Origin of the sequence: Maricaulis sp. (assembly GCF_048270095.1) — a bacterium.
In the GTDB taxonomy this organism is placed as follows: Bacteria; Pseudomonadota; Alphaproteobacteria; order Caulobacterales; family Maricaulaceae; genus Maricaulis.
The window spans coordinates 28326-50980 of record NZ_JBLWTL010000001.1; the positions used below are offsets into that span (position 1 = coordinate 28326).

Below are 22655 nucleotides of genomic sequence, written 5' to 3' on the forward strand. Positions count from 1 at the left end.
GTACTAAATTATGAACGCTGCCTTTCTGCAATCACAGGGATTGCGAAATGATCGCAGCAGCCGAACGGCCACGGGGAAATCACATGTCGCAAGAACGTTTCACGAAGAATTTCAAGCAGGCGATGGGAGCCAGCTGCTCGCTGCTCGCGCTGCTCCTCGCCGCACCGACGGCCATGGCCCAGACTGAAGTGGGCACGATCGTACCCGCCGATCCAGGCACGCCAGACTCGATTCTCGATGACGTGACCGATGTTACCGGCGTCGGCATGTTCTTTCGCAATGACGGCTTTGTCTGCACAGGCACCCTGTTCAATCGCCGCACGGTGATTTTCGCCGCACACTGCGTCAACTCGAACCCTGCCAGCGATTTCGGCACAACGCTCCCGGCCGCCTGGTCGTTCGGCTCCAATGCGCTGCCCGGCTTTCTCGACTGGATCAATAACGGTTTTGCATCCAATCCGGACCTGGCCGTCTTCAACGTCAACCAGGTGATCTACAATCTGGACTCGATCGCCCGCCCCGAGGGCGCAGGCTTCCTTGAAGGTGATGTCGCCCTGTCCGTGCTCGACACCCCGGCGAGCGAAGTGCCGACCTGGGCGCTGCTCTTCTCCGCGCTGCCAGCCCCCACCAGCTATTCTGCGGAAACCGGCTCGGGCTATCATGTCACCATGAGCGGCTATGGCCGCAGCGGAACCGCGACGGCCGGCGCCATTTTCGGGATCGACTGGCGCCGCCGGGCTGCCGAGAATTTTATTGGCGCCCTGACCTCATTCGATGAGCGCAACACCTTCCTGTTTGGCGACCCGTTCGGGGATCTGCCACAAAATCTCTACCGGCTGGATTTTGACGATCCGACCCGCACCAATCCATTCGACTTCGACCTCTATTACGGCAACGCGGCCACCAATGAAGGCATCACCGCTGGCGGCGATTCCGGTGGCCCGCTCATCCTTGATGCGGCCAATAACACAATTACCGACCGGGACATTGTCCTCGGCGTGCTCTCCGGTGGCTCGCGCTTCTTCGGCGCACAAGCCTTTAGCTCCTACGGCACGGAGAGCTTCTACCAGCCCCTCTATCTTTTCTGGGACTGGATCGTCGCCAACAGCCCGGTGCGCTATGCCACCGCGGCCGCCGGTGATGGTGCCTGGGAAGATGGCAATCATTGGCTCACTGAGGTCGATCCCAACTTCCTCATGCTCAATGAGGATGGCGAATTGGTGAACGAGTATCCGGACTTTCTCGGGGCCAGGACCTCGGGCACCGACCCAAGCTGGGGCCTGCCCTGCTTTGCGCCCGGCGGCGTGACGGACCCTGATACTGAATGCGAACTTCTGGAGGACGGGGCTCCCGCAGCGAGCGAGTTCTCAGACACGCCGCGCCCTGAAGCCACGCTTGAAAATGGCTTCGATGGCGCAACCGGTTTCGTGCCCGACAATATCGATCCGGATATCGGCCTGGGCATCAATGCCCGTTATTTCGACGTCAATCTGGCGGCCGACGGCACCACCTCGCTCAACAGCACGGTTGAAATAGACTATCTGACGATCAGCGGCGCCTCGGCCGGCCTCGATATCGGCGCGACCGGTGATCTCACCAGCCTCGTTGAAATCATGCACCAGGCGGGCAGCGTCAATGTCGACGGCACATTGTCCACCTTCGGCGATTATCTGCTGATGTCCGGCATGCTGACCGGTTCGGGCACGATCAACACGCCTTACCTGACCAATGTCATGGGCCTGATCGGCCCGGGCGATCTGGGCACCATCGGGGACATGACCCTCAATGGCAGCCTCGTACTCGCCTCGGCGAGTGGCCTGGCGATCGAGTTCGGCGATGGCGTCTCCGACCGCCTGATCGTCAGCGGCGACGCGTCGCTTGGCGGTACGGTTCTGCTCAGCCCGACGGCCGGCTATCTGCCGCGCTTCGGTGATGATTATACATTCCTCACTGCCGCGAGCCTGGCCGGCACTTTCGGATCGGTCGCCGATCTACCGGGCGTGCTGACGCCGGTTCTCTACTACACCGCCACGTCGGCAAATGTCCGGCTTGAAGCGTCAAACTTCGACACCCAGGCGACCTTCACCAACAACTTCCAGATCGGTCTGGCCCAAGCCCTCGATGGCGGACGGGCCGGCTCCTATGCCGACCTGGCGGACATCTACGGCGCACTCGACCTGCTGGAAGATGGCGATCTGACTGTCGCCCTCGATACACTCTCACCCTATGAAAGCGTGATGTTCGACCGCTCCATCCGGTCGCACTCCGATGCCCTCGGTCGCGCCCTGCGCGAGCAGATCGGAACGCTGGCCCTGTATGGCAGTGGCGGAACAGACATTCTCGCCGACGCCAAGCAGGCCAATGGCATGGTGGGTATGAGCGATCTCGGCCTGTTGGCCCGTGCGACCGTCAAGTCGAACTCTGCGGCCGGTGGCAGCGATGATGGCACGACGCGGCGTGTGTTCGGCGCGATCGGCATGATTGATGCGACCGCGCAAACCTTTGCCGGTAGCCCCGATAGCGTGATCGAAGGCGGTTATTCGCTGGTTGGTCTCGATGTTCCGCTCTCCGAATCCATCCGCATCGGTGTTGCAGCCGGCTTCGCCGACTCTGACAACACGGCGGGCACGGCGCTGGGTCACACCAGTGTCAGCGCGGAATCGGAACAGTTCACGGCCTTCGCCTCCTATTCCGGCGGACGTCTCTCGGCCAGCCTGGCCGTGAGCTTTACCGGCCATGAGAGCAATTCAATCCGCACCATCAATCTGGGGGGCGCACTGGTTCCGGCACAAACCCGCACAACCGCCGACGAATCGTCGGTCGATGCGGCCATCCGCTATGACCTCTTCTCCAGCGCTGACGGCCTCCGGGTCACCCCGATGGCCAGCGTGACGACGAACAAGGTCAACTACCAGGCGACCACCAGCTATTCGGCGATTGGCAGCCTGGACATCAGTGCCCGCTCCGGCAGCAATACGATTGCCCGGATCGGCTCGGCCTTCGGTCTGGATTTGGGGACGAATATCTCTGCCACCCTCTATATGGGTGCCGCGGAGCAGTATGGTGATGGTGCCGAGACCTATTCGGCGAACTTCCATGATGCGCCCCGGGTTGCCTTCAGCGCGCCGAGCGGTGTCGACCTGAATACCAACTGGTGGGAAGTGGCCGGCAGTCTCTCGGCCGATCTGAGCGTCGGCGGCACGCTGACGGTCAGCCATGAGCGTCAGATTGACCGGGGTTACGTTGAAAACGAAATCACCTCGCTGACCTATAGCCTGCCCTTCTAGGTCCCATCCGGACGGATGAAGTCTGAACACCCGGGCGTTGACGCGCCCGGGTGTTTTTTATTGTGCAGGCCTGCGACGGATTTGCGCGGCCGGTCCGTTCATGTCCCGTCACTCGCACTGCAACGGAGTCCTGACCGGATGGTACGCATCTCAGTCCCCGCCCTCGCCGCCCTGCTTCTGCTCTCCGCCTGTGCCTCGCACGACGGACCTCCCCCCCGGGGTCGCGACGGCATGCCCGGCGGCGGTCCGGGCAGTGCGGGTGGCTTCAACATGGCTGTCGGGCTCGTTGATCGCGGCGAGTATGAGCAGGCCCTGCCCATATTGCGCTGTGTCGCCGGCCAGGGCAGCGGTTTTGAAATCGCCGAATATCTCGCCGGCTTCAGTGCGGTCCGGCTCGCAGCTGCCGACGCGACGCCGGCCATCATGCGCGATGAGATGCGGGTTGAAGGGCTCGACCGTCTGACCCGCGCCGCGCGCGCCGGCTGGCCCGCCGCCCAGGCTGAACTCGCCATGCAGTATTCCGGCATCGACAGTGAGGAAGCGCCCGAGCGCGCAGCCTATTGGGCTGCCGTCTACCGCCGCAATATCCGCGACCGGACCTATGGGCTCGACCGGCTCGACAATCATGTTGAGGCGCGGATCTCCAGCCGTATGACGGCCGAGCAGTCCGCACAGATCGAAGCGGAGGCCGCGAACTTTATCGCCGAGCCGCTGACAGCGATTGCGACAACCCCGGCCTGCGCGCCCTGGCTCGCATCGCCGCAGTCCGGCCGCCAGGGCGGCAGGGGCGGGAATGGATCAGGTCGCGGCGAGCGGCCGGGTGGAGGCGGGCGCGGTGGTGGTGGCGGCCGTCCGGGCGGCTAGACCCGGATTTCGTCTCAGCGGCTGCGGCGTGCCAGGCCACGGGTGCGCGCGTTCAGGCGGGCGCCAAACAGCGTCCGCATCACGCCCGCAACCAGTCCCGGCTTGAGGCCGCGCGGCACGCGACGCGGATTGCCGGCCTCGAGCAAGCGGGCCCGGGTGACCGCATCGTCCGACACACTGGTCTTGCGAAACACGGCGACGTCACCGGCGATCATTTCCTGCAGGGCCCAGCCCTCATCAGACATCAGCGCGTCCGCCAGGCGGGCCGCAGAGCCCTGTCCGGCCCCCATCAGGACCAGAACCCCGCCCAGCTTCATCCGGCCGGCGATCTGACGCCAGTTTCCGGCCATTGCCGGGAATCCGAGATCGCTTCCGACCAGCGCCGCGTCGATCTGCGAGCGGTCGCGTTCGGGCGCCTTGCCCGGCTGCTGGCTCAGACGGTCCGTCTTGATGGATCGACGTTCGCATTGGGTCTGCAACTGGTCGATTTGCGCCAGCGGCGCGATCACCTGGTGAAAGGCACCGCGCTGCAGGAAGACCGTACCCAGCTCGGAACCGCCGATCTGCAGCGTCTTGTCACCGGGCTTGACCAGCATGGCGAGATAATCCGCGACGATGTCATCCTCGATACGGGCCCGTTTGGCAGGCATTCTGCGCGTCGTTCCGGCGGCTATCGCTGTTTGCATCATCATGGCGCGTCCCATTCGTGAACAAGGTGTTAAGCTTGGAGGCGCACCTCGCAAGCGGCGGGCCAAAGCGTAAACAGGGCGTTAACCTTTGCCGCACCAGCTCCCGCAAATGTCGATTGCGCCCGGGCCCGAGCCGGGCTTCTCTGAGCGAATGGACACAGATGATTCCCCGCTGCCGGCCGCACCGAAACATGTCGTGGACGATCTGATCGAGGATCGCGCGCCGCGGCTGATCCACACGCCGCTCTGGCCGGTCATCAAATGGATCGGCTATCCGCTGCTGGGCTATCGCCGCGCCGTCGCCATGGTCGATGCGATCGCGCACCGCACGGGCACGGAATGTCTGGACTGGTGTTCGGATTATCTCGATCTGGATGTCGGACTGACCGGCCTCGAGAACGTGCCGGAAACCGGCGCCTGCGTGATCGTCGCCAATCATCCCGGCGGGATTGCCGACGGCGTCGCGGTCTGGGATGCGTTGAAGGAAAAGCGGCCCGACCTGCTCTTCTTCGCCAATCGCGACGCGCTCAAGGTCTGCCCCGGCCTGGAAGAGCGCATCATTCCGGTGGAGTGGCGCGACGAGTCGCGCTCGCGGATCCAGTCACGCGATATGCTCAAACGCGCCATCGAGGCCTTCAAGGCCGGACAATGCATCATCATCTTCCCCTCCGGGCGGATGTCGGAATGGAGCTGGAAGAAATGGCAATTGGTCGAAAAGCCCTGGCACCCGACCGCCGTCAGCCTGGCGCGGAAATTCAAGACCCCGATCATCCCGCTCGCCGTGCGCCAGCGCATGCCCGTCCTGTATTACGCCCTCGCCCAGATCAATGAGGAGCTGAAGGACATGACGATCTTCCACGGCTTCATGGGCAAGGCCGAAGCGCGCTACACGCTCGCTTTCGGGCGCGCGATGGATATCGGCCCCGATGACGGCACAGATGCCGAAGCGACGGCGATGATGCGCGGGATTTGCGAACGCTCGGCCTGGGGCAGTTAACCGCCGGGTGCCCGTTCAGACGTGCTGATCGATCAGGATCGGATTGCCGTCCGGATCGGTGAGCATGAAATGCGCCGGCCCGGAACCCGGTTCGATCGCGTCGCCGACATCCAGACCGGCCGCCTTCAGCCGCGCCTGCAGGGCCCGGACATCCTCGAAATCGGACAATTCTTCGCGGTGCTGGCCCCAGCCGGGATTGAAGGTCAGCATATTCTTCTCGAACATGCCCTGGAACAGCCCGATCACCTTGCCGTCCAGCCGCAGCACGACCCAGCCCTGGTCGATATTGCCGCCGGTTTCGGCAAAGCCGAGGGTTTCATAGAAGGCCTTCGACGCCTTGATATCCTTGACGGTCAGGCTGATCGAGAAAGCTCCAAGGGTCATTGAACGTCTCCTGGTGTATTACGGTCGCAATGCGGGACCGCCTGGATGGTGCCAGACGCCTCGCCCGTTATCAATCGCGCGGCTCGATCCGGTTGATCGCAACATAATTGCGGCCTTCAGACACGGCAAAGACCAGATCCGGTCGGCCATTATCATCCAGATCGAGATCAGATAGGCGCGCATAATGCCTCCTCCAGACTGAAACAAAATCGACTACCCGCCCAGCCAGGCAGTGGCAAAGGATCAATTGGAACGGCGGTGGCGGGCCACGGCGGCTGCCTGAGAGCCACCCAGTATCTCCCGCCAGCCCCGTTGGGGCGGGCGGGAAAACGGGTGCGCGTCACTCTTGCTCAGGCGCCATACGCGTTTGCCCCACGGGGCTGGACGCATACCAGTTGATGTGACGGGTCAGCAACATGGTCCCGGCCAGGCCGGCAAAGGCCAGCAGGGCGCCGATCAACAGCGCATAGTCTTCAAGCAGGATCAGGGCGTATTGCATGGCGTAAACCACGCACATGGCGGCGAATGTGACCGCACCGAGGGCGCGGCTGGAAAAGGCCGTCATCGCGTACAGGCCGGTCAGGCCCGTTGTCGCCAGAGCGGCAATCCCATAGGCGAGGGCGACGCCGACATGCTCCGACATTGCCAGCAATAGCAGGTAGAAGATCACTTGAGCTGTCCCGGCCAGCACGTATTGCGCGGGATGGATTTGCTGGCCGGAATTGGTTTCGATCAAGAAAAACATCACCATCAGAAAGCCGATGAAGAACATTGCGTATTTGAGCGAGCGGCTGACCTGTTGGTAGCCATCGGCGGGTGTTACCAGACGGACCCCGAAAGCCTGCCCGTCAAGCGTTGCCAGTTGGACATTTCTCTGGCCCCAGACCGCGGCAACGCCGCGCGCGAGATAGGGGACCGTCCATTGCGCGGTGTAGCCCTGGTCGGAAATCTCATGTTCGCCCGGAAGAAACCCGCCTTCGAAACCGGGGTGCGGCCAGTTTGATTGGAGGGAGAGCGTTGTTTCGCGGCCCGAGGCCGTGAAGCGCAAAGGGGCCGCGCCGCTCATCCGCCATTGCGCCGTGAATGTCAGCGCCTCTCCGGCCACGAGCGGACCAAGCGGCGCGCGTACGCCGCGCCAGCCGGCCTGATCGAAATCAGTGCCCGGTTCAAAATTGACCGGTGTGGTCCGGCCAGCGATCTGGACATCCAGAGCGTCGCTGATCCCGCGCAGATCGCTGACCGCGAAAACCATCTCGGCGGCGCCATAATCGAGTTCGGCCCCGTCCGGGGCCTGCCCTGCCACTTCGGGAATCTCGATCTCGCCTGCAACACGGATGGCGGCGGTGTAAACCGGCACGTCGAAAATCCCGCGATGCCGCATCACGACGGTCTGCTCAACCGCGTAGTCCAGCTGGTCGAAGGAGATGAAGACATGCTCATGGCGCACGTCATCACGGCTGACGCGCTCGCCGTCCTGCTGCACCCAGACGCGGTTGGTCAATGAGTAGGGAATGACCAGGAAGGGGCCGCGGATAATCTGCTCGCCGCCGAACAGGGCCGCGATTTCAGCACTGGCCGCGTCGGCACGCCCTTCGCGCTCCCATGAAAGAAAATTGATCAGGCTCAGCGGGATGCCAAGCAAGAGCACGATAGCGCCGAGCACAGCCAGTTTTAGGCCCAATGAGCGGTGTTTTAGTGCGATTTCCATGAATGATGCGTCCCTTCCCAAATCCCCAGCGCCGGCGATATGGGACCGGCATTGCGGACAGAGCGGGACGGGATGAAGGCAATTTCGCCGTAATGAATAATCAAGGCCGATCGCGGTCAGGAAGGCGCTCAAGCGGCGACCGGTCGCGTCGAGCGGCCGTGTCCCGGCCCATCCAGCCATGGGAGGTGGACGGGCCGAGGAAATTCAAGTGATCAGCTTTCGCGTTCGACCAGCATGCCCTTGATCTTGCCGATGGCTTCGGCCGGGTTGAGGCCCTTCGGGCAGACCTGGGCGCAATTCATGATGGTGTGGCAACGATAGAGCTTGAACGGATCGTCGAGATCGTCGAGGCGCTCGCCCTTGGCTTCGTCGCGGCTATCGGCCAGCCAGCGATAGGAATTGATCAGGGCAGCGGGCCCGAGATACTTGTCTTCATTCCACCAATAGGACGGGCAGGCGGTCGAGCAGCAAGCGCACAGGATGCACTCATAAGCGCCATCAAGCTCGGCCCGTTCGGTGGGTGATTGCAGCCATTCTTTCTCGGGCGCCGGTGTATCGGTCTTGAGATAGGGCTCGATCGCCGCATGCTGGGCGTAGAATTGCGTCAGATCGGGGATCAGATCGCGCACCACCGGCTGGTGCGGCAAGGGCGAGATGGTGATTGTGCCGTCATGCTCATCAATGCCGGACGTGCAGGCGATGGTGTTGCGGCCGCCGATATTCATCGAGCAGGACCCGCACACGCCCTCGCGGCATGAGCGCCGGAAAGCCAGGGTCGCATCGACATTATTCTTGATCCACAGGATCGCATCGAGAACCATCGGGCCGCAATCATCGAGATCGACCTTATAGGTGTCCCAGCTCGGCGGGTTGCCGCTTTCCGGATCATAGCGATAGACGCGGAAAGTGCGTACATTCTTCGCGCCATCCGGCTTGGGCCAGGTCTTGCCTTTGGTCGGCTGAGAGCCGCGGGGAAGTGTAAGTTCAACCATGATCGTCTTCCCTTAGTAGACCCGCGCCTTGGGCACGATGTACTCGATGTCCTTTGACATCGTGTAGTCATGCACCGGCCGGTAATCGATTTTCACATCGCCCTTGTCGTCGCACCAGGCGAGGGTGTGTTTCATCCAGGTCTCGTCATTGCGATCGGGGAAATCCTCGCGGGCATGGGCGCCGCGGCTTTCCTCGCGATTGGCCGCGCCATTGACGGTAACAGCGGCCTGGGCGAGCAGATTGTCGAGTTCCAGCGTTTCCATCAGGTCGGTATTCCAGACCATGGAACGGTCGGAGACACCGATATCGGCCATGCCGGTATAGACCTCACGCATCGCCGCGACGCCCTCATTGAGAACCTCGCCGGTGCGGAAGACCGCGCAATTATTCTGCATGCCGCGCTGCATTTGCAGCCGCAGCTTGGCGGTCGGCGTGCCGCCGGCGGCGTGGCGGTATTTGTCGAGACGGTCGAGCGAATTCTGGCCTTCTTCCGGCTTGAACTCGGGCTGGCTGGCGCCAGGCGTTACGGTTTCGCCAAGGCGGAGGCCGGCCGCGCGGCCGAATACGACCAGATCGATCAGCGAGTTGGAGCCGAGACGATTGGCGCCATGCACCGAGACGCAAGCCGCTTCACCGACGGCCATCAGGCCGGGCACGACCGTATCGGCATTATCGCCGACCTTGGTGAGAACCTCGCCGTGATAATTGGTCGGGATTCCGCCCATATTGTAGTGAACCGTCGGCAGGACCGGGATCGGTGCCTTGGTGACATCGACACCGGAAAAAACGCGCGCGCTCTCGGAAATACCGGGCAGGCGTTCGTGCAGGACGGCCGGGTCGAGATGGTCGAGATGGAGGTAGATATGGTCCTTGTTGGGACCAACGCCGCGGCCTTCGCGGATTTCCATCGTCATCGAGCGTGAAACGACATCGCGCGAGGCGAGGTCCTTGGCCGATGGCGCATAGCGCTCCATGAAGCGTTCGCCCTCGGAATTGGTCAGATAGCCGCCTTCGCCACGCGCGCCCTCGGTGATCAGGCAGCCAGCGCCGTAAATTCCGGTCGGGTGGAATTGAACAAATTCCATGTCCTGCAGCGGCAGGCCGGCGCGCAGAACCATGGCATTGCCGTCGCCGGTACAGGTGTGGGCCGAGGTGGCGGAGAAATAGGCGCGGCCATAGCCGCCGGTCGCCAGCACAACGGTCTGGGCCCGGAAACGGTGCAATGTGCCGTCATCAAGCTTCCAGGCGGTGATGCCGCGGCACACCCCGTCTTCCATGATCAGGTCGAGGGCGAAATACTCGATGAAGAATTCGGTCTCATGGCGCACGGACTGGCCATAGAGCGTGTGCAGGATGGCGTGACCGGTACGGTCGGCCGCGGCGCAAGTGCGCTGGACCGGGCCTTCGCCGAAATTGCGGGTCATGCCGCCAAAGGCGCGCTGATAGATCTTGCCGTCTTCGGTGCGCGAGAAGGGCACGCCCCAATGCTCGAGCTCGTAAACAGCGGCCGGTGCCTGGCGGCAGAGATATTCGATCGCGTCCTGGTCGCCGAGCCAGTCAGAACCCTTGACGGTGTCATACATATGCCAGCGCCAGTCATCCTCGCCCATATTGCCGAGTGAGGCGGAAATCCCGCCCTGGGCTGCGACGGTGTGGGAGCGGGTCGGGAAAACCTTGGAAATGCAGGCGGTCTTCAGACCGGCTTGCGAGGCACCCAGGGCAGCGCGCAGACCGGAGCCGCCAGCGCCAACAACCACGACTTCATAAGTGTGATCGATCCATTTGTAGTCGGCCATGAAGAACGTCCGTTACAGCGCGAGTTTGACAAGAGCGAACACCGTGACCAGCCACAGGCCCAGTGTCAGATAGGTATTGCCGAGCAGAAGGAAGGCCTTCATGCCGGCTTTATGGATATAATCCTCGATCACGACCTGCAGGCCGGAGCGCATGTGATGGAAGCCGGCGGTGAGTGTCAGCAGGGTCACGATCGCGCCCATCGGCGAAGCCAGGAAGGCGCGTGTCGCGGCCGGGTCCGGAGCGCCGGACGTTGCCAGCATCCAGACGAAGATGGGGACAAGAAAGAAAAGCGCAATCGAGGTGACGCGCTGGGCGATGAAATGCGCCGTGCCGTGTCCGGAGGCGCCGAGACCGCGCACCTTGGCGGCTGGAGTTCTGTAATCCGTCATCGATCAGCTCCCGAAACCAAGCCAGAGGGCGGCCGTCGGAATGATGGCGACAAACATGATCGCCATCGAGCGGAGATTCGACCCTTTCGGATCGAAACCCTTGCCGAAATCCCAGAACAGGTGCCGCAGGCCATTCAGCCAGTGATAGCTCACCGAATAGGTCAGCAGGATCAGGCCGAAGCGCGTGAGCCAGGCCATCCAGCCCTCGAACAGGAAGGCAATCGAGCCCTCGGCGCCGAACGCCAGCAAGACCAGCCAGACCGCAATCGCGACCGCGCCGATATAATTGCCGATGCCGGTTGCCCGGTGAAGAATGGAGGACGCCATCGTCGCGTGCCAGCGCCAGACCTGGAGGTGTGGCGACATCGGCCGCGGATCGGACCAGTCGGAAGCCATGCGGCACCCTTTCGAAAGCTGTGTCGGTATCGCCGAACGCAGAACGCGTGTCAGCCTTGTATTTCGCAGTGCACAATAGGCCGCACAATGTCAGCGTCAACGCGATCAGGCGCAGACCGCTGACAAGTTGCAGACATTTGCGCCGCGCCGCCGCCGGGGACGGTCGGGCTCCGGCCGCCCCAGGGCGACCGGATTCGCCTTATTCCATGCGCATATTCGCCGGAAGCAGCCCCTCATTCACCTGCCCGTCCTCGACATAGACGGTGCCACCCTTCATCACGAAATCAACGTGCTGCAGAAGATTTGGATAGGTCATGAGATCGCCGTCGATGGCGATAATGTCAGCGGTCATGCCCGGCGCGATGGAACCGGTCTGATCCGCGACGCCCATGAAGACAGCCGGCCAATAGGTCGCCGAACGGATCGCATCCATCACCGGCACATCAAGTTCGCGGGTCCAGACATCGAACTCATTCCAGGTCGACTGGCAGTGGAATTTCATCGGGATACCGCTATCGGTGCCGATCAGCATCACCACACCGGCTTCACGCAATTGCTCGAACTTGCGGCGCAGGGTTGGCGCACGCAAGGGCGTCAATTGGGTGTAGGACAAGCGCTCGGGGTGCTCGATCGAGGCGGCAATATCGGCGATCGTGTCGGGCTCAAGCCCGCGATGCCAGCAATTATCGTCGAGGAATTCGGAGTTTTCGCGCGTGCGCCCGTAATTCCACAGGCCTTCAATCGTCGGGGTCCAGTAGAGCGGGCCACCGGAAATACGGCCGCGCGCGGTGCGCGCCCGCAGCGCCTCGATCACATGAGGCGGATATTCCGGCGCCGTGGTCAGGCCGGTATGCTCGAAATTATCGATCCCGATCTCGAGCCCGAGAATGATTTCCTCGGGCCGGTGGGAGTGACCGACGACCCGGAGGCCGCGGGCATGCGCCTCGTCGACGACAGCGCGCGCTTCAGCGGCGGTCATCTGGTCCTGATTGACCAGTTTGATGACATCAACGCCGGCATCGGCGAGCGTGCGGACATGGGCACGGGCCTCACTGACACTGCTGACGCCCCAGCGGAAGGCTTCCGTACCCGGATAGGCCTCGTGCTGGATGAAAGGACCGGAGACGTAGAGATTCGGGCCGGGCAGCTCACCGGCATTGATGCGGTCACGCACCGAGATGGACGGTTCGAGCGGCGCGCCGAGATCGCGGACCGACGTAATTCCGGCCAGCAGCAGCTGCACGGCGGAGGCCGGCATGATCTCGTCTTCGAGCCGGTCGAGATAGGTACGGTCCCAGTGATCATAGTCGGAATGCCCGTTGAGCATCAGGTGCGCGTGCATTTCCCACAGGCCGGGCATGACGGTCATGCCCTCGGTAGAGATCACCGCATATCCATCCGGCACCGGCGTATTGTCCTGGTTGCCGGTCGCGACAATGCGGTCATCCTCGACCAGGATGACGCTGTCATGGATGGGCGGGCCACCATAGCCATCGATCAGCGTACCGCCCACAAGCGCCTGGCGGCCTTCCGGCCAGGCACCGGCCGTGACACAGAGCGCCAGCGCGCCTGACACTAGTCCCATTGCGTATTTCATCACGCTCTCCCCAAAAAGATTCGCACAACAGACTAACCGCGCCGGTGAAAAAGCAAAATCGGTATGGCAAAACCTGCGCATCACACTAGCCTGTCGCCAGAGCAGGGAGCTGATCATGACCCAAACATCGCCATCCGCCGTCATCACCGGTGCCTCGACCGGCATTGGCCACGCCTGCACGGCGGGGCTAGCGGCGAAGGGCTGGCATGTCTTTGCCGGCGTGCGCAAACAGGCCGATATTGACCGGTTGAAGGCGGAATTCGGCGCTGCGGTCACACCCCTGATCATGGAAGTGACCGATACGGCCTCTATGCAGAGCGCCGCCGATACGGTCCGCGCCGCGCTGAACGGCGTGACGCTGAAGGGCCTGATCAATAATGCCGGAATCGCGGTCGCCGGACCGATGCTGAGCGTCCCGATCAAGGAATTCGAACACCAGCTCGACGTCAATGTGACCGGCGTGGTTCGCACCACCCAGGCTTTCGGACCCCTGCTGGGCGCCGATGAGAGCCTGAGCGGTGAGCCGGGCCGGATCGTGATGATGTCATCAATGGCCGGCGAGATGGGCGCCCCGTTTCTCGGGCCCTATTCGGCGTCGAAACATGCCGTGGAAGGCCTGTCCAAATCCTTGCGGCGGGAAATGATGCTGTTCGGGATTGAAGTGATCGTGCTCGGCCCCGGCGCCGTAGCGACGCCGATCTGGGCCAAGTCCGATGAAGTGGACATCACGCCCTATGAGGGTTCGGTCTATTACAAGGCGCTGACCCGCCTGCGCAATTATATGAGCAAGAGCGGCCCGGAGGGCTTCCCGCCCTCGGTGATCGCCGATCGCGCCTTCCGGGCCCTGACCGAAAACAAGCCACGTTTTCGCTATGCCATTGTGCCCAAGCGCCTGACCAACTGGTCCTTGCCACGCATGCTGCCCGAGCGCATGGTCAACAATATCGTGGCCAAGAACCTGGGCCTGACGCGGCGCAAACGCTGAACCGACACCGCTTGCCGGCCATCACTGCCTGGTCAAGAATACTGCAATCTGAATCGAGACGCGGCGCCCCGGCGCCTGGGGGACTGACATGAATTATCGCACGCTTTCGCACGTATCGATCGCCAGCCTGATGGCGCTGAGCCTGGCCGCCTGCGGCCAACAGGCCGGGACTCCGAACTCATCGGCTGCACCCGCATCGCCGGTCAGCGACGGTGCGACGCCGTCCGGGAACACGGCTGCGCCGGACGCCGCGACCGACGCAGATGCCGAAACAGCCTTTGCCGCCCTGGTCTCCGAATTTGAAGCCTTCGAACTGGCCAATAGTCCCGACGAACGCGGCCGTCGCGGCGATCTGGTCGCGGCTGGACAATGGCCGGATATCTCGCCGGACGCGCTGGCGACGCAATCCGCCACCGAAGCCGCTTTCCTGGCACGCCTCGAGGCGATTGACGCCGCTTCGCTGTCACAGAGCGACCAGGTCTCGCATGCGGTGCTCGACTATATCCTGCGCTTCCGCACCGAACTCGCCCCCTTCGACGAAGCGCGTATCGCTTTCAATTCCGATAGCGGCTTCTTCTTCTGGCCCTCCTATGCAGCCTCCTCGGCCCGCCCGCGCACGATTGCCGAGGGTGAGGCCTGGATTGCCCGCATCAACGGGATTGCCGGCTATTTTCAGCAGAATATCGACTGGATGCAGCGCGGGCTCGAAACCGGCTTCACCCAGCCTCGCATCATCGCCGAATCGGCTGCCGCCCAGGTCGCCGGTCTCAGCGATCCGGCGACCCTGCGCGCAATCCTGATTGAACCGATCGACGGACTGCCGGTCGCGCTGCCTGCCGCCGAACGGGCCCGGCTCCATGCCGAGGCGACCGCCGCCATCGAGGACTCGGCCCAGCCGGCCTATGCCAGCCTGGCCAGCTTCCTGCGCGATGAATACCTGCCGCAGACCCGCGAGAGCCTGGGCATTTCCGACGTGCCCGAGGGGCGGGCCTATTATCAGACCCTGGTTCGCTACCACACCACGCTCGATACCTCGCCGGAAGAAGTCCACCAGCGCGGCCTCGCCGAAGTCGCCCGCATCCGCGACGAGATGGAAGCCGTGATCGCCGGGAGCGAGTTTGAAGGCAGCTTCGCCGAATTCCTCCACTTCCTGCGCACCGATCCACAATTCTACGCGACAACGGCAGAAGAGCTGCTGATGCACGCCGCCTGGATTGCCAAGCGGCTCGACGACCAGATGCCGGCCTATTTCGGCCATTTGCCGCGCCTCTCCTATGGCGTGCGCCCGGTGCCGGACACCATGGCGCCGACCTACACCACCGGCCGCTACTGGCCCGGCGATATGGAACGCGGCATCGCCGGCGGCTATATGGTCAACACCTACGACCTGACCCAGCGCCCGCTCTACACCCTGCCCGCCCTGACCGCACACGAGGCCGTGCCGGGGCATCATCACCAGGGCTCGATCGCTGCCGAGCTGGAAAACGTCCCGGATTTCCGACGCAACACCTATATCACCGCCTTCGGCGAGGGTTGGGGCCTGTATTCCGAGACGCTGGGGCGCGATATGGGCATCTATACGACGCCCTATGAGGAGTTTGGACGGCTGAGCTATGAGATGTGGCGCGCCTGCCGCCTCGTCGTTGATACCGGCGTGCACTATATGGGCTGGACCCGCGATGAGGCCGAGGCCTGCTTCCTCGAGAACTCCGCCCTGGCGCCCCACAATATCCGCACCGAAGTCCTGCGCTATATCTCCTGGCCTGGCCAGGCGCTGGCCTACAAGACCGGCGAATTGCTGATGCGCGACCTGCGCGGCGAGGCGGAAGAACGTCTGGGCGAGGAATTCGACATCCGCGCATTCCATGACGTCCTGCTCGCCGATGGCTCCATGCCGTTGTCCGCGCTGGAGGCCAAGATGCGCCGCTGGATCGACGAAGAAGAAGCCGGAAACCGGAACTAGAACACCATGCTTTTCGCGCTCACAGACTTTCTCGTTGTCATCGGCTGCGGCCTCGGCATCTGGCGGATATGGCCGCATCGCAGCCGCGGCGATGTTCGCATGGTCCGGCTGGGCCTGGCCTTTATCGGCCTGGCGGCGCTGATCGGGGCGCTCCGCTTCGCCAGTGGCCAGATCACTGAACTGACACAGCTGCACAGCCTGGCGAGCACGTTCGCCGGGGCCGCCGGCATGGTGCTGATCGCTCTTGGTCTGGCCTGGAAAGCCTTTCCCATCGCCATGGCGCCGGGTGTCGGGCGCTATCTGCGGGTTGGCATACCGGTACTGACCGCCGTCATGCTGGCCTGGCCGGGCAGTGACGGCGTGCTCGCCCTGATGCCGAAACTGGCTTTGCTTCTGGGCCTGGCGGCGAGCGCTGCCCTGTTGGTGCATCGCCATTGGCAGAGCGGCCTGATCTGGCTATTTGCCTGGCTTCTGCTGGGCTTCGCCTCGATCGCGATTGGTGCCAGCCGCGAGCTGACAAGCCTTGGCCTCGCCAACTGGCACATTTATCACACGATTCTGGCGCTTTGGGCGGTCCTGGCCGGCGAAGCCATGCGGCGGGTGATTGCCAGCCGCGCTTGACCTGAAGGCCTGGCTCCACCACTTATCCACGCTCCATGACCGAGCGCACAGACAATCCCGCGGCCTCCGGTGCCGACACGCCCTCCACGCGTGAGACGGATCCGGAAAACGGCCTTGAAATCCTGACGTTTGGCTGCCGGCTGAATGCCTGGGAGAGCGAGGTCATGCGCGCCCATGCCCGCGAAGCCGGGCTGGACAATGCCATCCTGGTCAATACCTGCGCGGTAACCTCGGAAGCGGTGCGCCAGGCCCGCCAGTCCATCCGCAAGGCCCGCCGCGCCAATCCCGACGCGAAGATTATCGTCACCGGCTGCGCCGCCCAGGTCGATCCGGCGATGTTTGCGGCGATGCCGGAAGTCGACCGGGTCGTCGGCAATGCGGAAAAACTGCGCGCCGAGACCTTCAACCCCGTCACCCTCCTGGGCGGTACGGAGAAGGTCCGCGTCAACGATATCATGAGCGTGCGCGAGACCGCCGGGCATCTGGTCGAGGGCATGGAGGGGCGCGCGCGCGCCTATGTCCAGGTCCAGAATGGCTGTGACCATCGCTGCACCTTCTGCATCATCCCCTATGGCCGCGGCAATTCACGCTCGGTCCCGGCCGGCGAGATTGTCGATCAGATCAAGGCGCTGGTTGCATCCGGCCATAGCGAGGTCGTGCTCACAGGGGTCGATCTGACCTCCTGGGGCGGCGATCTTCCAGGCACGCCGCCGCTGGGCCGTCTGGTCCAGGCAATCCTGAAACAGGTTCCCGACCTGCCGCGCCTGCGCCTGTCCTCGATCGATGCGATCGAGATCGATGAGGCGCTGTTCGAGGCCGTCACCGGCGAGGCGCGCATCGCGCCCTATCTGCATCTCTCCCTGCAGGCCGGCGATAATATGATCCTCAAGCGCATGAAGCGGCGCCATTCGCGCGAAGACGCGATTGCCCTGTGCAACCGGCTGAAAGCTGCGCGGCCCGAGATCGCCTTCGGCGCCGACATTATTGCCGGCTTCCCGACCGAGACCGAAGCCATGTTCGAAAACTCGCTGAAACTCGTCGATGAGTGCCAGCTGGCCTATCTGCACGTCTTCCCTTATTCGCCGCGCCCGGGCACGCCGGCCGCGCGCATGCCACAATTGGAGAAGTCGGTGATCAAGGCTCGCGCCGCGCGCCTGCGCGACAAGGCGGACCAGGTGCTCGCCGCCCATCTCGACTCCATGATCGGCACCGTCACGGATGCCTTGATGGAGAAGCCCGGCTTCGCACGCGCCGGGAATTTTGCCGCCATCCGCCTGCCGGAGAGTGAGTTTCCACGCGCCGGCGCGCTGGTGAATATCCAGGTCACGCATCATGACGGACGTGAATTGCACGGGGAGCTGACATCATGAGCGACGACAAGCCAGCCGGCGAGAAGAAGCGCGGCTTTTTCTCGCGCCTCGTCTCGGGTCTCAGCAAGTCCTCGTCCAAGCTGGGCGAATCCGTCACGGCGATCTTCACCAAGCGCAAGCTGGATCGCGAAGCGCTGGATGAACTCGAAGACCTGCTGATCGCCTCCGATCTCGGCACGGCGGCAGCCCTGCGCGTCACCGACCGGCTGGCGCGCGACCGCTTCGACAAGGAAATCTCTGACGAGGAAGTGCGCGAGACGCTCGCCGAAGTGATCAGCGAAACCCTCCAACCACTGGAAAAACCACTGCAGCTGACCGGCACGGATGGCCCGCACGTGATCCTGTTTGTCGGGGTGAATGGCTCAGGCAAGACGACGACGCTGGGCAAGATCGCCGTCAAGCTCAAGCGCGAGGGCCGCGACCCGATTCTGGTTGCCGGTGACACTTTCCGCGCAGCCGCGATCGAACAGGTCTCGGTGTGGGGCGAGCGGGCCAAATCACCCGTCATCAAGCGCGAGATTGGCGCCGATGCGGCCGGCCTCGCCTTTGACGCGCTGGAGCAGGCGGAACGCGAAGGGCGCGACACGGTGCTGATCGACACCGCGGGCCGGCTGCAGAACAAGGCCGAGCTGATGGACGAACTGCGCAAGATCGTCCGTGTCATCCGCAAGAAGAATCCGTCGGCCCCGCATGAGACTGTGCTGGTGCTCGACGGGACGGTCGGCTCCAATGCCGTTTCCCAGGCGCAGGCCTTCCTCGATGCAGCCCAGATCACCGGCCTGGTGATGACCAAGCTCGACGGCACCGCCAAGGGCGGAGCGCTGGTCCAGGTCGCGGAGAAATTCCAGCTGCCAATCCACTATATCGGCATCGGCGAAGGCGAGGATGATTTGCAGGCCTTCAACGCCCGAGACTTCTCGCGAGCGCTGGCCGGGCTGGAGAACTAGGACTTGGAGGCCAATCTGACCGCTGGCGCCCTCGCAATGCTCGGTTCGGCGCTGGCCCATGCCGGCATGACGCTTCTGACCAAGCGCGCCCGGGACCGGCTGGTGTTTCGCGCCCTGTCGCTGATTTTCGTCGCGCTATTGATGCTGCCCTGGCTGGTCTTCCAACCCCTGCCCGGCTGGGAAGTCTGGCGCTTCCTCTTGCTCGGCGCCGCCACGATCTGGGCTTTCAACATGTTGCTGATCGCCGCCTTCGAGCGCGGCGAGATGAATCTGGTCTATCCGGTGATGCGCGGCAGTGCGCCGGCACTGGCGACGCTCGCCGCCTATCTGTTTCTTGGCGAGGCGGTCTCGCTCTGGCAGCTGCTCGGCCTGGCGATTGCCTCGACGGCGCTGGTCGGCTTTGCCTGGCCGGAAAGGGACGGGGCGCCAAAGGCGCAGGTATTGTTGCTCGCCCTCGCAGCCGCCTGCATGACGGCCAGTTATACCGTGATTGATGCCGCCGGCGTGCGCGCCTCCGGAGACGTGATGGTCTACACAGGTTGGTTCTTCGTGCTTTCAGGCGTCACGATTGGCACCACAGCGATCATCCGGCGCGGGTCGCGCTTCTGGGCCGCAGCATTGCAGGAAACCCGCCCGGCCGCGACGTCGATGCTGTTCAATCTGACGACTTACGGCCTGGCCCTCTACGCCTATTCCATCGCACCGGTGGCACCTATGGCGGCCCTGCGTGAGACCAGTATCGTATTCGGGGCGCTGCTCGCGACGCTGGTCCTCAAGGAGGCTTTCGGGTTGAAGCGTATTGCGCTGGCCGTGCTATTGGTCACCGGACTTGTCGTGATGCAGACATTGTGAATACCGAGGAGAACCCCGTGAGCCAGACCGAGACCACGACGAAACAGACCGCCAGCATGCTGGTTGATTTCGGTCCCATCGGGGTCTGGATCGTGGTCTACAACCTGGCCCGCGCCTATGCGGGCGACCAGGCGATCTATATCGGCACGGGCGCCTATATGATCGCCGCAGTGATTGGCCTGGGCTATGCGATCCGGGTCGAGAAACGCTTTCCCCCCATGCTGATCTTCACCACGGTCATCGTGCTGGGCATGGGGACGATCGGCATTTTGCTGCAGGATCCGATTTTCCTCTATCTCAAGCCGACCATCATCAATCTCTTCTACTCCTTCCTCATCCTGGTCAGCGTCGCGCTGGGCCATAATGTCTGGAAGGTCTTTTTCGCCACCGTCTTCAACCTGCCCGAAGAGGCCTGGACCATGCTGGCCGTACGCTGGGCGCTCTGGTTCCAGTTTCTCGCCCTGCTCAACGAAGCCATGTGGCGGCACATCAATGATTCCGTCGTGCCGGAATCGGCGCGCTGGTTTGCGGAATTCGAGATCAGTGAAGCCTTCTGGGCCAATGCCAAGCTCGGCGTCATGGTGCTCAGCCTCGCATTCGCAGCGCTGCAAATGCCGCTCCTGCTCAAATACCAGCGGGCAGAAGACGATGACGGCGGGGAGAGCGGAGAAGCCGCATAAGAAATGCGACACTCCGTGATCGGACAAACGTCATCCTTGCGTTATAAATCCGAGGCAGGATGAGCCAGATGACATCCGGAGACTGCCATGCCGAGTGACAAGCACAGCCCGAAGGCTTTCGACCTCGCGGATTCGCCCGGTCACCTCCTGCACCGGGCCCAGCAATTCGCCGCCGAGCGCTTCACCAAGGCGATGGCTGGCGCGAAGCTCACCCAGCGCCAGTTCGCTGTCCTGCACGCCACCGCGCAGAATGAGGGCCTGACCCAGACCGAGCTGGTCAAGATCACCGGAATTGATCGCTCCACCCTGGCCGAACTGGTCTCGCGTATGGCGCGCAACGGTCTTCTGGAGCGCGAAAAACTCGCCGATGATGCCCGCGCCAATGCGATCCATCTCAGCGTCTCCGGCCGCACCCTGCTTGAAGCCGCAACGCTGGGCGCGGTTGAGGCCGACCGCGCCATCATCTCTGCCCTGCCCAAGAACAAGCGCGCCAATTTTCTGGAAACCTTGCGCCGTATCGCCCTGACCCTGGAAAAGGGTGAGGAAGCGGTGATGAAGGCCAAGGTGAAAGACAAGGAAAAGAAGAAGAAGGCCAAAAAGCGGGCCAAGGACAAGGCCAAAATCAAGGCCAGAAAAGCCGAGAAAAAGGCCTCCAAGGAGGCTGGCGAACGCGCCGAGTCCTGAGACCGAACTATTCCCGCAGCGCCCCGCGCTCGAGCGCTGGATAGATCCGGTTGCGCAGGACGGTCGCCGATATGGGTCCCGACCAGCGCGTCAGGATCTGCCCGTCCGCTCCGACCACCAGGGTTTCCGGCGTTCCCGCCACGCCAAGCGCCCGGGCGGAAAGCCCGTCGACATCGAGCATCACGCCAGCATAAGGGTCGCCATGCGTGTCGAGGGAGGCATTGGCCGCCGCAGCTGTATCCCGAAAGGCGATACCATAGATCGCTATCCCCTCGGCCTGCAGCGCCATCAGGACGGGGTGTTCAATCTGGCAATAGGGACACCAGGAGCCCCAGACATTGAGCAGATACGGGCCTTCAATCGCTGCCGGATCGAAGGCGGCGCGTCCCTCAAGCACGGCCAGCGTCAGGGTGGGCAAGGGTTCGGGCGGGACTGGCCGATCCTGATACCAGCGCAAGCCCAGGACTATGGTCAGGGCAATAATCCCCGACAGGGCGAGAAGGCGCACGGCCTGCATCATGCCTCACCGGTCTCCAGGCGCCGCAGACGTTCCGCCGCGGCCTTGCGCTCGGCCAGAGCCGTCACGACAAGCGCGATCAAGGCCGTCGCCGAAAGCCCCCAGGCCGACCAGACCCAGACCGCATAACCGCCCATCGCGAAAAATTCTGTCATCGGCGGCCCCCGGCTTCTTTCTGGCGCAGTAGCGCATCAGCCCGCCGGGCGATGGCGCGCGTGCGCAGCCGATAGAAGACCAGCCAGCCGGCCAGCATGGTATAGCCCAGCGCCATCAACGCCAACGGCCAGAGCTGGCTGGAATGGATGGTCGGGCCATCGGCGCGAAAAACGGCGGCCGGCTGGTGCAGGCTCGACCACCACTCCACCGAGAACTTCACGATTACCAGATTGATCACCCCGGCCATCGCCAGAATGGCGCTGGCGCGCGCTGCCTGCTGGGCGTCCTCGAGCGCGGAACGCAGTGCCATATAGCCGAGATAGACCAGAAACAGCACCAATACCGAGGTCATGCGGGCATCCCATTCCCACCAGGTGCCCCACATCGGCTTGCCCCAGATCGACCCCGTCGCCAGGGCCAGCGCGGTGAACACCGCCCCGATCGGCGCGATCACGGCAGCGGCCGCATCGGCAATCGCATGGCGCCAGACAAAATAGACAAAGCTCGCCCCGGCCAGCCCCGCATAGAGCGCCGAAGCCATATAGGCGGCCGGCACATGCACATACATGATCCGCACCGTGTCGCCCTGCTGATAGTCCGGCGGGGAGGCGAAGAAGGACATGTAGACACCCGCGCCGAGCAGGATCAGCGTCAAGACGCCCAACACCGGGATGGCGATGCGGGCCAGCTGGTCGAAACGTTGCGGGTTGGCGAAATAGGACAGCATGGCGCTCACTTACTTTGCGGGAGGCCGGGCGGCAACTGCCGGGTGGTCGCAG

General features: G+C 63.3%; 22 protein-coding genes. 11 read left to right on the forward strand and 11 right to left on the reverse strand.

Annotated elements, in window-relative coordinates; genetic code table 11:
- The first annotated feature begins 83 nt into the window (after positions 1 to 83).
- Entirely contained in the window at positions 84 to 3287 is a 3204-nt protein-coding gene (locus ACN0YJ_RS00140) for an autotransporter domain-containing protein (RefSeq protein ID WP_417494980.1), read from the forward strand.
- Between the two features lie 138 nt (positions 3288 to 3425).
- Positions 3426 to 4151, forward strand: coding sequence for a hypothetical protein (locus ACN0YJ_RS00145; protein WP_417494981.1), 726 nt, complete (start codon positions 3426 to 3428; stop codon positions 4149 to 4151).
- 14 nt (positions 4152 to 4165) lie between these two features.
- Here ACN0YJ_RS00145 and ACN0YJ_RS00150 read toward each other — a convergent pair whose 3' ends face one another.
- Complete coding sequence (locus tag ACN0YJ_RS00150) at positions 4166 to 4843, reverse strand: hypothetical protein (RefSeq protein ID WP_417476422.1); 678 nt, start codon at positions 4841 to 4843, stop codon at positions 4166 to 4168.
- A gap of 148 nt (positions 4844 to 4991) precedes the next feature.
- Here ACN0YJ_RS00150 and ACN0YJ_RS00155 point away from each other — a divergent pair, with 148 nt between their 5' ends.
- The gene (locus ACN0YJ_RS00155) at positions 4992 to 5837 is read left to right on the forward strand and encodes a 1-acyl-sn-glycerol-3-phosphate acyltransferase (protein ID WP_417494982.1); all 846 of its coding nucleotides are present in this window, start codon (positions 4992 to 4994) and stop codon (positions 5835 to 5837) included.
- Between the two features lie 15 nt (positions 5838 to 5852).
- On the opposite strand, the gene ACN0YJ_RS00160 is transcribed toward ACN0YJ_RS00155, so the two are convergent.
- The 7 genes from ACN0YJ_RS00160 to ACN0YJ_RS00190 all read right to left on the reverse strand — a co-directional run bounded on the left by ACN0YJ_RS00160 (position 5853) and on the right by ACN0YJ_RS00190 (position 13101).
- Entirely contained in the window at positions 5853 to 6221 is a 369-nt protein-coding gene (locus ACN0YJ_RS00160) for a VOC family protein (protein WP_417494983.1), read from the reverse strand.
- Between the two features lie 340 nt (positions 6222 to 6561).
- Positions 6562 to 7929: a cell envelope integrity protein CreD gene (gene creD, locus ACN0YJ_RS00165; protein WP_417494984.1), complete on the reverse strand. Its 1368-nt coding sequence runs from the start codon at positions 7927 to 7929 to the stop codon at positions 6562 to 6564.
- 212 nt (positions 7930 to 8141) lie between these two features.
- Positions 8142 to 8921 (reverse strand): succinate dehydrogenase iron-sulfur subunit, encoded by a 780-nt coding sequence (locus ACN0YJ_RS00170; RefSeq protein WP_417488434.1) that lies wholly within the window; start codon positions 8919 to 8921, stop codon positions 8142 to 8144.
- 12 nt (positions 8922 to 8933) lie between these two features.
- Entirely contained in the window at positions 8934 to 10718 is a 1785-nt protein-coding gene (sdhA, locus tag ACN0YJ_RS00175) for a succinate dehydrogenase flavoprotein subunit (RefSeq protein ID WP_417494985.1), read from the reverse strand.
- A 12-nt stretch (positions 10719 to 10730) separates the two neighbouring features.
- On the reverse strand, positions 10731 to 11108 hold the full coding sequence (sdhD, locus tag ACN0YJ_RS00180; protein ID WP_417494986.1) for a succinate dehydrogenase, hydrophobic membrane anchor protein: 378 nt from the start codon (positions 11106 to 11108) through the stop codon (positions 10731 to 10733).
- A gap of 3 nt (positions 11109 to 11111) precedes the next feature.
- Complete coding sequence (gene sdhC / locus ACN0YJ_RS00185; RefSeq protein ID WP_417476429.1) at positions 11112 to 11504, reverse strand: succinate dehydrogenase, cytochrome b556 subunit; 393 nt, start codon at positions 11502 to 11504, stop codon at positions 11112 to 11114.
- 199 nt (positions 11505 to 11703) lie between these two features.
- Positions 11704 to 13101 (reverse strand): amidohydrolase family protein, encoded by a 1398-nt coding sequence (locus tag ACN0YJ_RS00190; protein ID WP_417494987.1) that lies wholly within the window; start codon positions 13099 to 13101, stop codon positions 11704 to 11706.
- 115 nt (positions 13102 to 13216) lie between these two features.
- On the opposite strand from ACN0YJ_RS00190, the gene ACN0YJ_RS00195 reads away from it, so the two are divergent.
- From ACN0YJ_RS00195 to ACN0YJ_RS00230, 8 genes are all read left to right on the forward strand, one after another.
- Positions 13217 to 14086 (forward strand): SDR family NAD(P)-dependent oxidoreductase, encoded by an 870-nt coding sequence (locus ACN0YJ_RS00195; protein ID WP_417494988.1) that lies wholly within the window; start codon positions 13217 to 13219, stop codon positions 14084 to 14086.
- Positions 14087 to 14174: 88 nt separating this feature from the next.
- On the forward strand, positions 14175 to 16049 hold the full coding sequence (locus ACN0YJ_RS00200) for a DUF885 domain-containing protein (RefSeq protein WP_417494989.1): 1875 nt from the start codon (positions 14175 to 14177) through the stop codon (positions 16047 to 16049).
- A gap of 6 nt (positions 16050 to 16055) precedes the next feature.
- Positions 16056 to 16670 (forward strand): hypothetical protein, encoded by a 615-nt coding sequence (locus ACN0YJ_RS00205; RefSeq protein WP_417494990.1) that lies wholly within the window; start codon positions 16056 to 16058, stop codon positions 16668 to 16670.
- A 35-nt stretch (positions 16671 to 16705) separates the two neighbouring features.
- Positions 16706 to 18040 (forward strand): tRNA (N(6)-L-threonylcarbamoyladenosine(37)-C(2))-methylthiotransferase MtaB, encoded by a 1335-nt coding sequence (gene mtaB, locus ACN0YJ_RS00210; protein WP_417476434.1) that lies wholly within the window; start codon positions 16706 to 16708, stop codon positions 18038 to 18040.
- Positions 18037 to 18987, forward strand: coding sequence for a signal recognition particle-docking protein FtsY (gene ftsY, locus ACN0YJ_RS00215; protein WP_417494991.1), 951 nt, complete (start codon positions 18037 to 18039; stop codon positions 18985 to 18987). Before mtaB ends, ftsY begins: the two co-directional genes overlap by 4 nt.
- A 3-nt stretch (positions 18988 to 18990) precedes the next feature.
- Entirely contained in the window at positions 18991 to 19839 is an 849-nt protein-coding gene (locus tag ACN0YJ_RS00220; protein ID WP_417494992.1) for an EamA family transporter, read from the forward strand.
- Positions 19840 to 19856: 17 nt separating this feature from the next.
- Positions 19857 to 20519 (forward strand): inner membrane-spanning protein YciB, encoded by a 663-nt coding sequence (locus ACN0YJ_RS00225; RefSeq protein WP_417494993.1) that lies wholly within the window; start codon positions 19857 to 19859, stop codon positions 20517 to 20519.
- A gap of 87 nt (positions 20520 to 20606) precedes the next feature.
- On the forward strand, positions 20607 to 21203 hold the full coding sequence (locus ACN0YJ_RS00230) for a MarR family winged helix-turn-helix transcriptional regulator (protein ID WP_417494994.1): 597 nt from the start codon (positions 20607 to 20609) through the stop codon (positions 21201 to 21203).
- Positions 21204 to 21210: 7 nt separating this feature from the next.
- Here the strand turns inward: ACN0YJ_RS00230 and ACN0YJ_RS00235 are convergent, their stop codons facing one another.
- Genes ACN0YJ_RS00235 through ccmC form a run of 3 tightly spaced genes read right to left on the reverse strand, consistent with a single transcriptional unit; the run spans position 21211 to position 22603 of the window.
- The gene (locus ACN0YJ_RS00235; RefSeq protein ID WP_417488422.1) at positions 21211 to 21723 is read right to left on the reverse strand and encodes a redoxin family protein; all 513 of its coding nucleotides are present in this window, start codon (positions 21721 to 21723) and stop codon (positions 21211 to 21213) included.
- Positions 21720 to 21875, reverse strand: coding sequence for a heme exporter protein CcmD (gene ccmD, locus ACN0YJ_RS00240; RefSeq protein WP_417494995.1), 156 nt, complete (start codon positions 21873 to 21875; stop codon positions 21720 to 21722). The genes ACN0YJ_RS00235 and ccmD overlap by 4 nt, the downstream gene beginning before the upstream one ends.
- Complete coding sequence (ccmC, locus tag ACN0YJ_RS00245; protein WP_417494996.1) at positions 21872 to 22603, reverse strand: heme ABC transporter permease CcmC; 732 nt, start codon at positions 22601 to 22603, stop codon at positions 21872 to 21874. The genes ccmD and ccmC overlap by 4 nt, the downstream gene beginning before the upstream one ends.
- Positions 22604 to 22655 lie beyond the last annotated feature (52 nt).

Bases quoted from the DNA above. Each gene is read 5' to 3' on its own strand.
- ACN0YJ_RS00150 (WP_417476422.1), bottom strand. From the start codon at position 4,843: ATGATGATGCAAACAGCGATAGCCGCCGGAACGACGCGCAGAATGCCT.
- sdhD (WP_417494986.1), bottom strand. From the start codon at position 11,108: ATGACGGATTACAGAACTCCAGCCGCCAAGGTGCGCGGTCTCGGCGCC.
- ACN0YJ_RS00200 (WP_417494989.1), top strand. From the start codon at position 14,175: ATGAATTATCGCACGCTTTCGCACGTATCGATCGCCAGCCTGATGGCG.
- ACN0YJ_RS00170 (WP_417488434.1), bottom strand. From the start codon at position 8,921: ATGGTTGAACTTACACTTCCCCGCGGCTCTCAGCCGACCAAAGGCAAG.
- ACN0YJ_RS00140 (WP_417494980.1), top strand. From the start codon at position 84: ATGTCGCAAGAACGTTTCACGAAGAATTTCAAGCAGGCGATGGGAGCC.
- ACN0YJ_RS00235 (WP_417488422.1), bottom strand. From the start codon at position 21,723: ATGATGCAGGCCGTGCGCCTTCTCGCCCTGTCGGGGATTATTGCCCTG.
- mtaB (WP_417476434.1), top strand. From the start codon at position 16,706: ATGACCGAGCGCACAGACAATCCCGCGGCCTCCGGTGCCGACACGCCC.
- ACN0YJ_RS00160 (WP_417494983.1), bottom strand. From the start codon at position 6,221: ATGACCCTTGGAGCTTTCTCGATCAGCCTGACCGTCAAGGATATCAAG.
- creD (WP_417494984.1), bottom strand. From the start codon at position 7,929: ATGGAAATCGCACTAAAACACCGCTCATTGGGCCTAAAACTGGCTGTG.
- ACN0YJ_RS00190 (WP_417494987.1), bottom strand. From the start codon at position 13,101: ATGAAATACGCAATGGGACTAGTGTCAGGCGCGCTGGCGCTCTGTGTC.
- sdhC (WP_417476429.1), bottom strand. From the start codon at position 11,504: ATGGCTTCCGACTGGTCCGATCCGCGGCCGATGTCGCCACACCTCCAG.
- ccmC (WP_417494996.1), bottom strand. From the start codon at position 22,603: ATGCTGTCCTATTTCGCCAACCCGCAACGTTTCGACCAGCTGGCCCGC.
- ACN0YJ_RS00155 (WP_417494982.1), top strand. From the start codon at position 4,992: ATGGACACAGATGATTCCCCGCTGCCGGCCGCACCGAAACATGTCGTG.
- ftsY (WP_417494991.1), top strand. From the start codon at position 18,037: ATGAGCGACGACAAGCCAGCCGGCGAGAAGAAGCGCGGCTTTTTCTCG.
- ccmD (WP_417494995.1), bottom strand. From the start codon at position 21,875: ATGACAGAATTTTTCGCGATGGGCGGTTATGCGGTCTGGGTCTGGTCG.
- ACN0YJ_RS00195 (WP_417494988.1), top strand. From the start codon at position 13,217: ATGACCCAAACATCGCCATCCGCCGTCATCACCGGTGCCTCGACCGGC.
- ACN0YJ_RS00205 (WP_417494990.1), top strand. From the start codon at position 16,056: ATGCTTTTCGCGCTCACAGACTTTCTCGTTGTCATCGGCTGCGGCCTC.
- ACN0YJ_RS00145 (WP_417494981.1), top strand. From the start codon at position 3,426: ATGGTACGCATCTCAGTCCCCGCCCTCGCCGCCCTGCTTCTGCTCTCC.
- sdhA (WP_417494985.1), bottom strand. From the start codon at position 10,718: ATGGCCGACTACAAATGGATCGATCACACTTATGAAGTCGTGGTTGTT.
- ACN0YJ_RS00230 (WP_417494994.1), top strand. From the start codon at position 20,607: ATGCCGAGTGACAAGCACAGCCCGAAGGCTTTCGACCTCGCGGATTCG.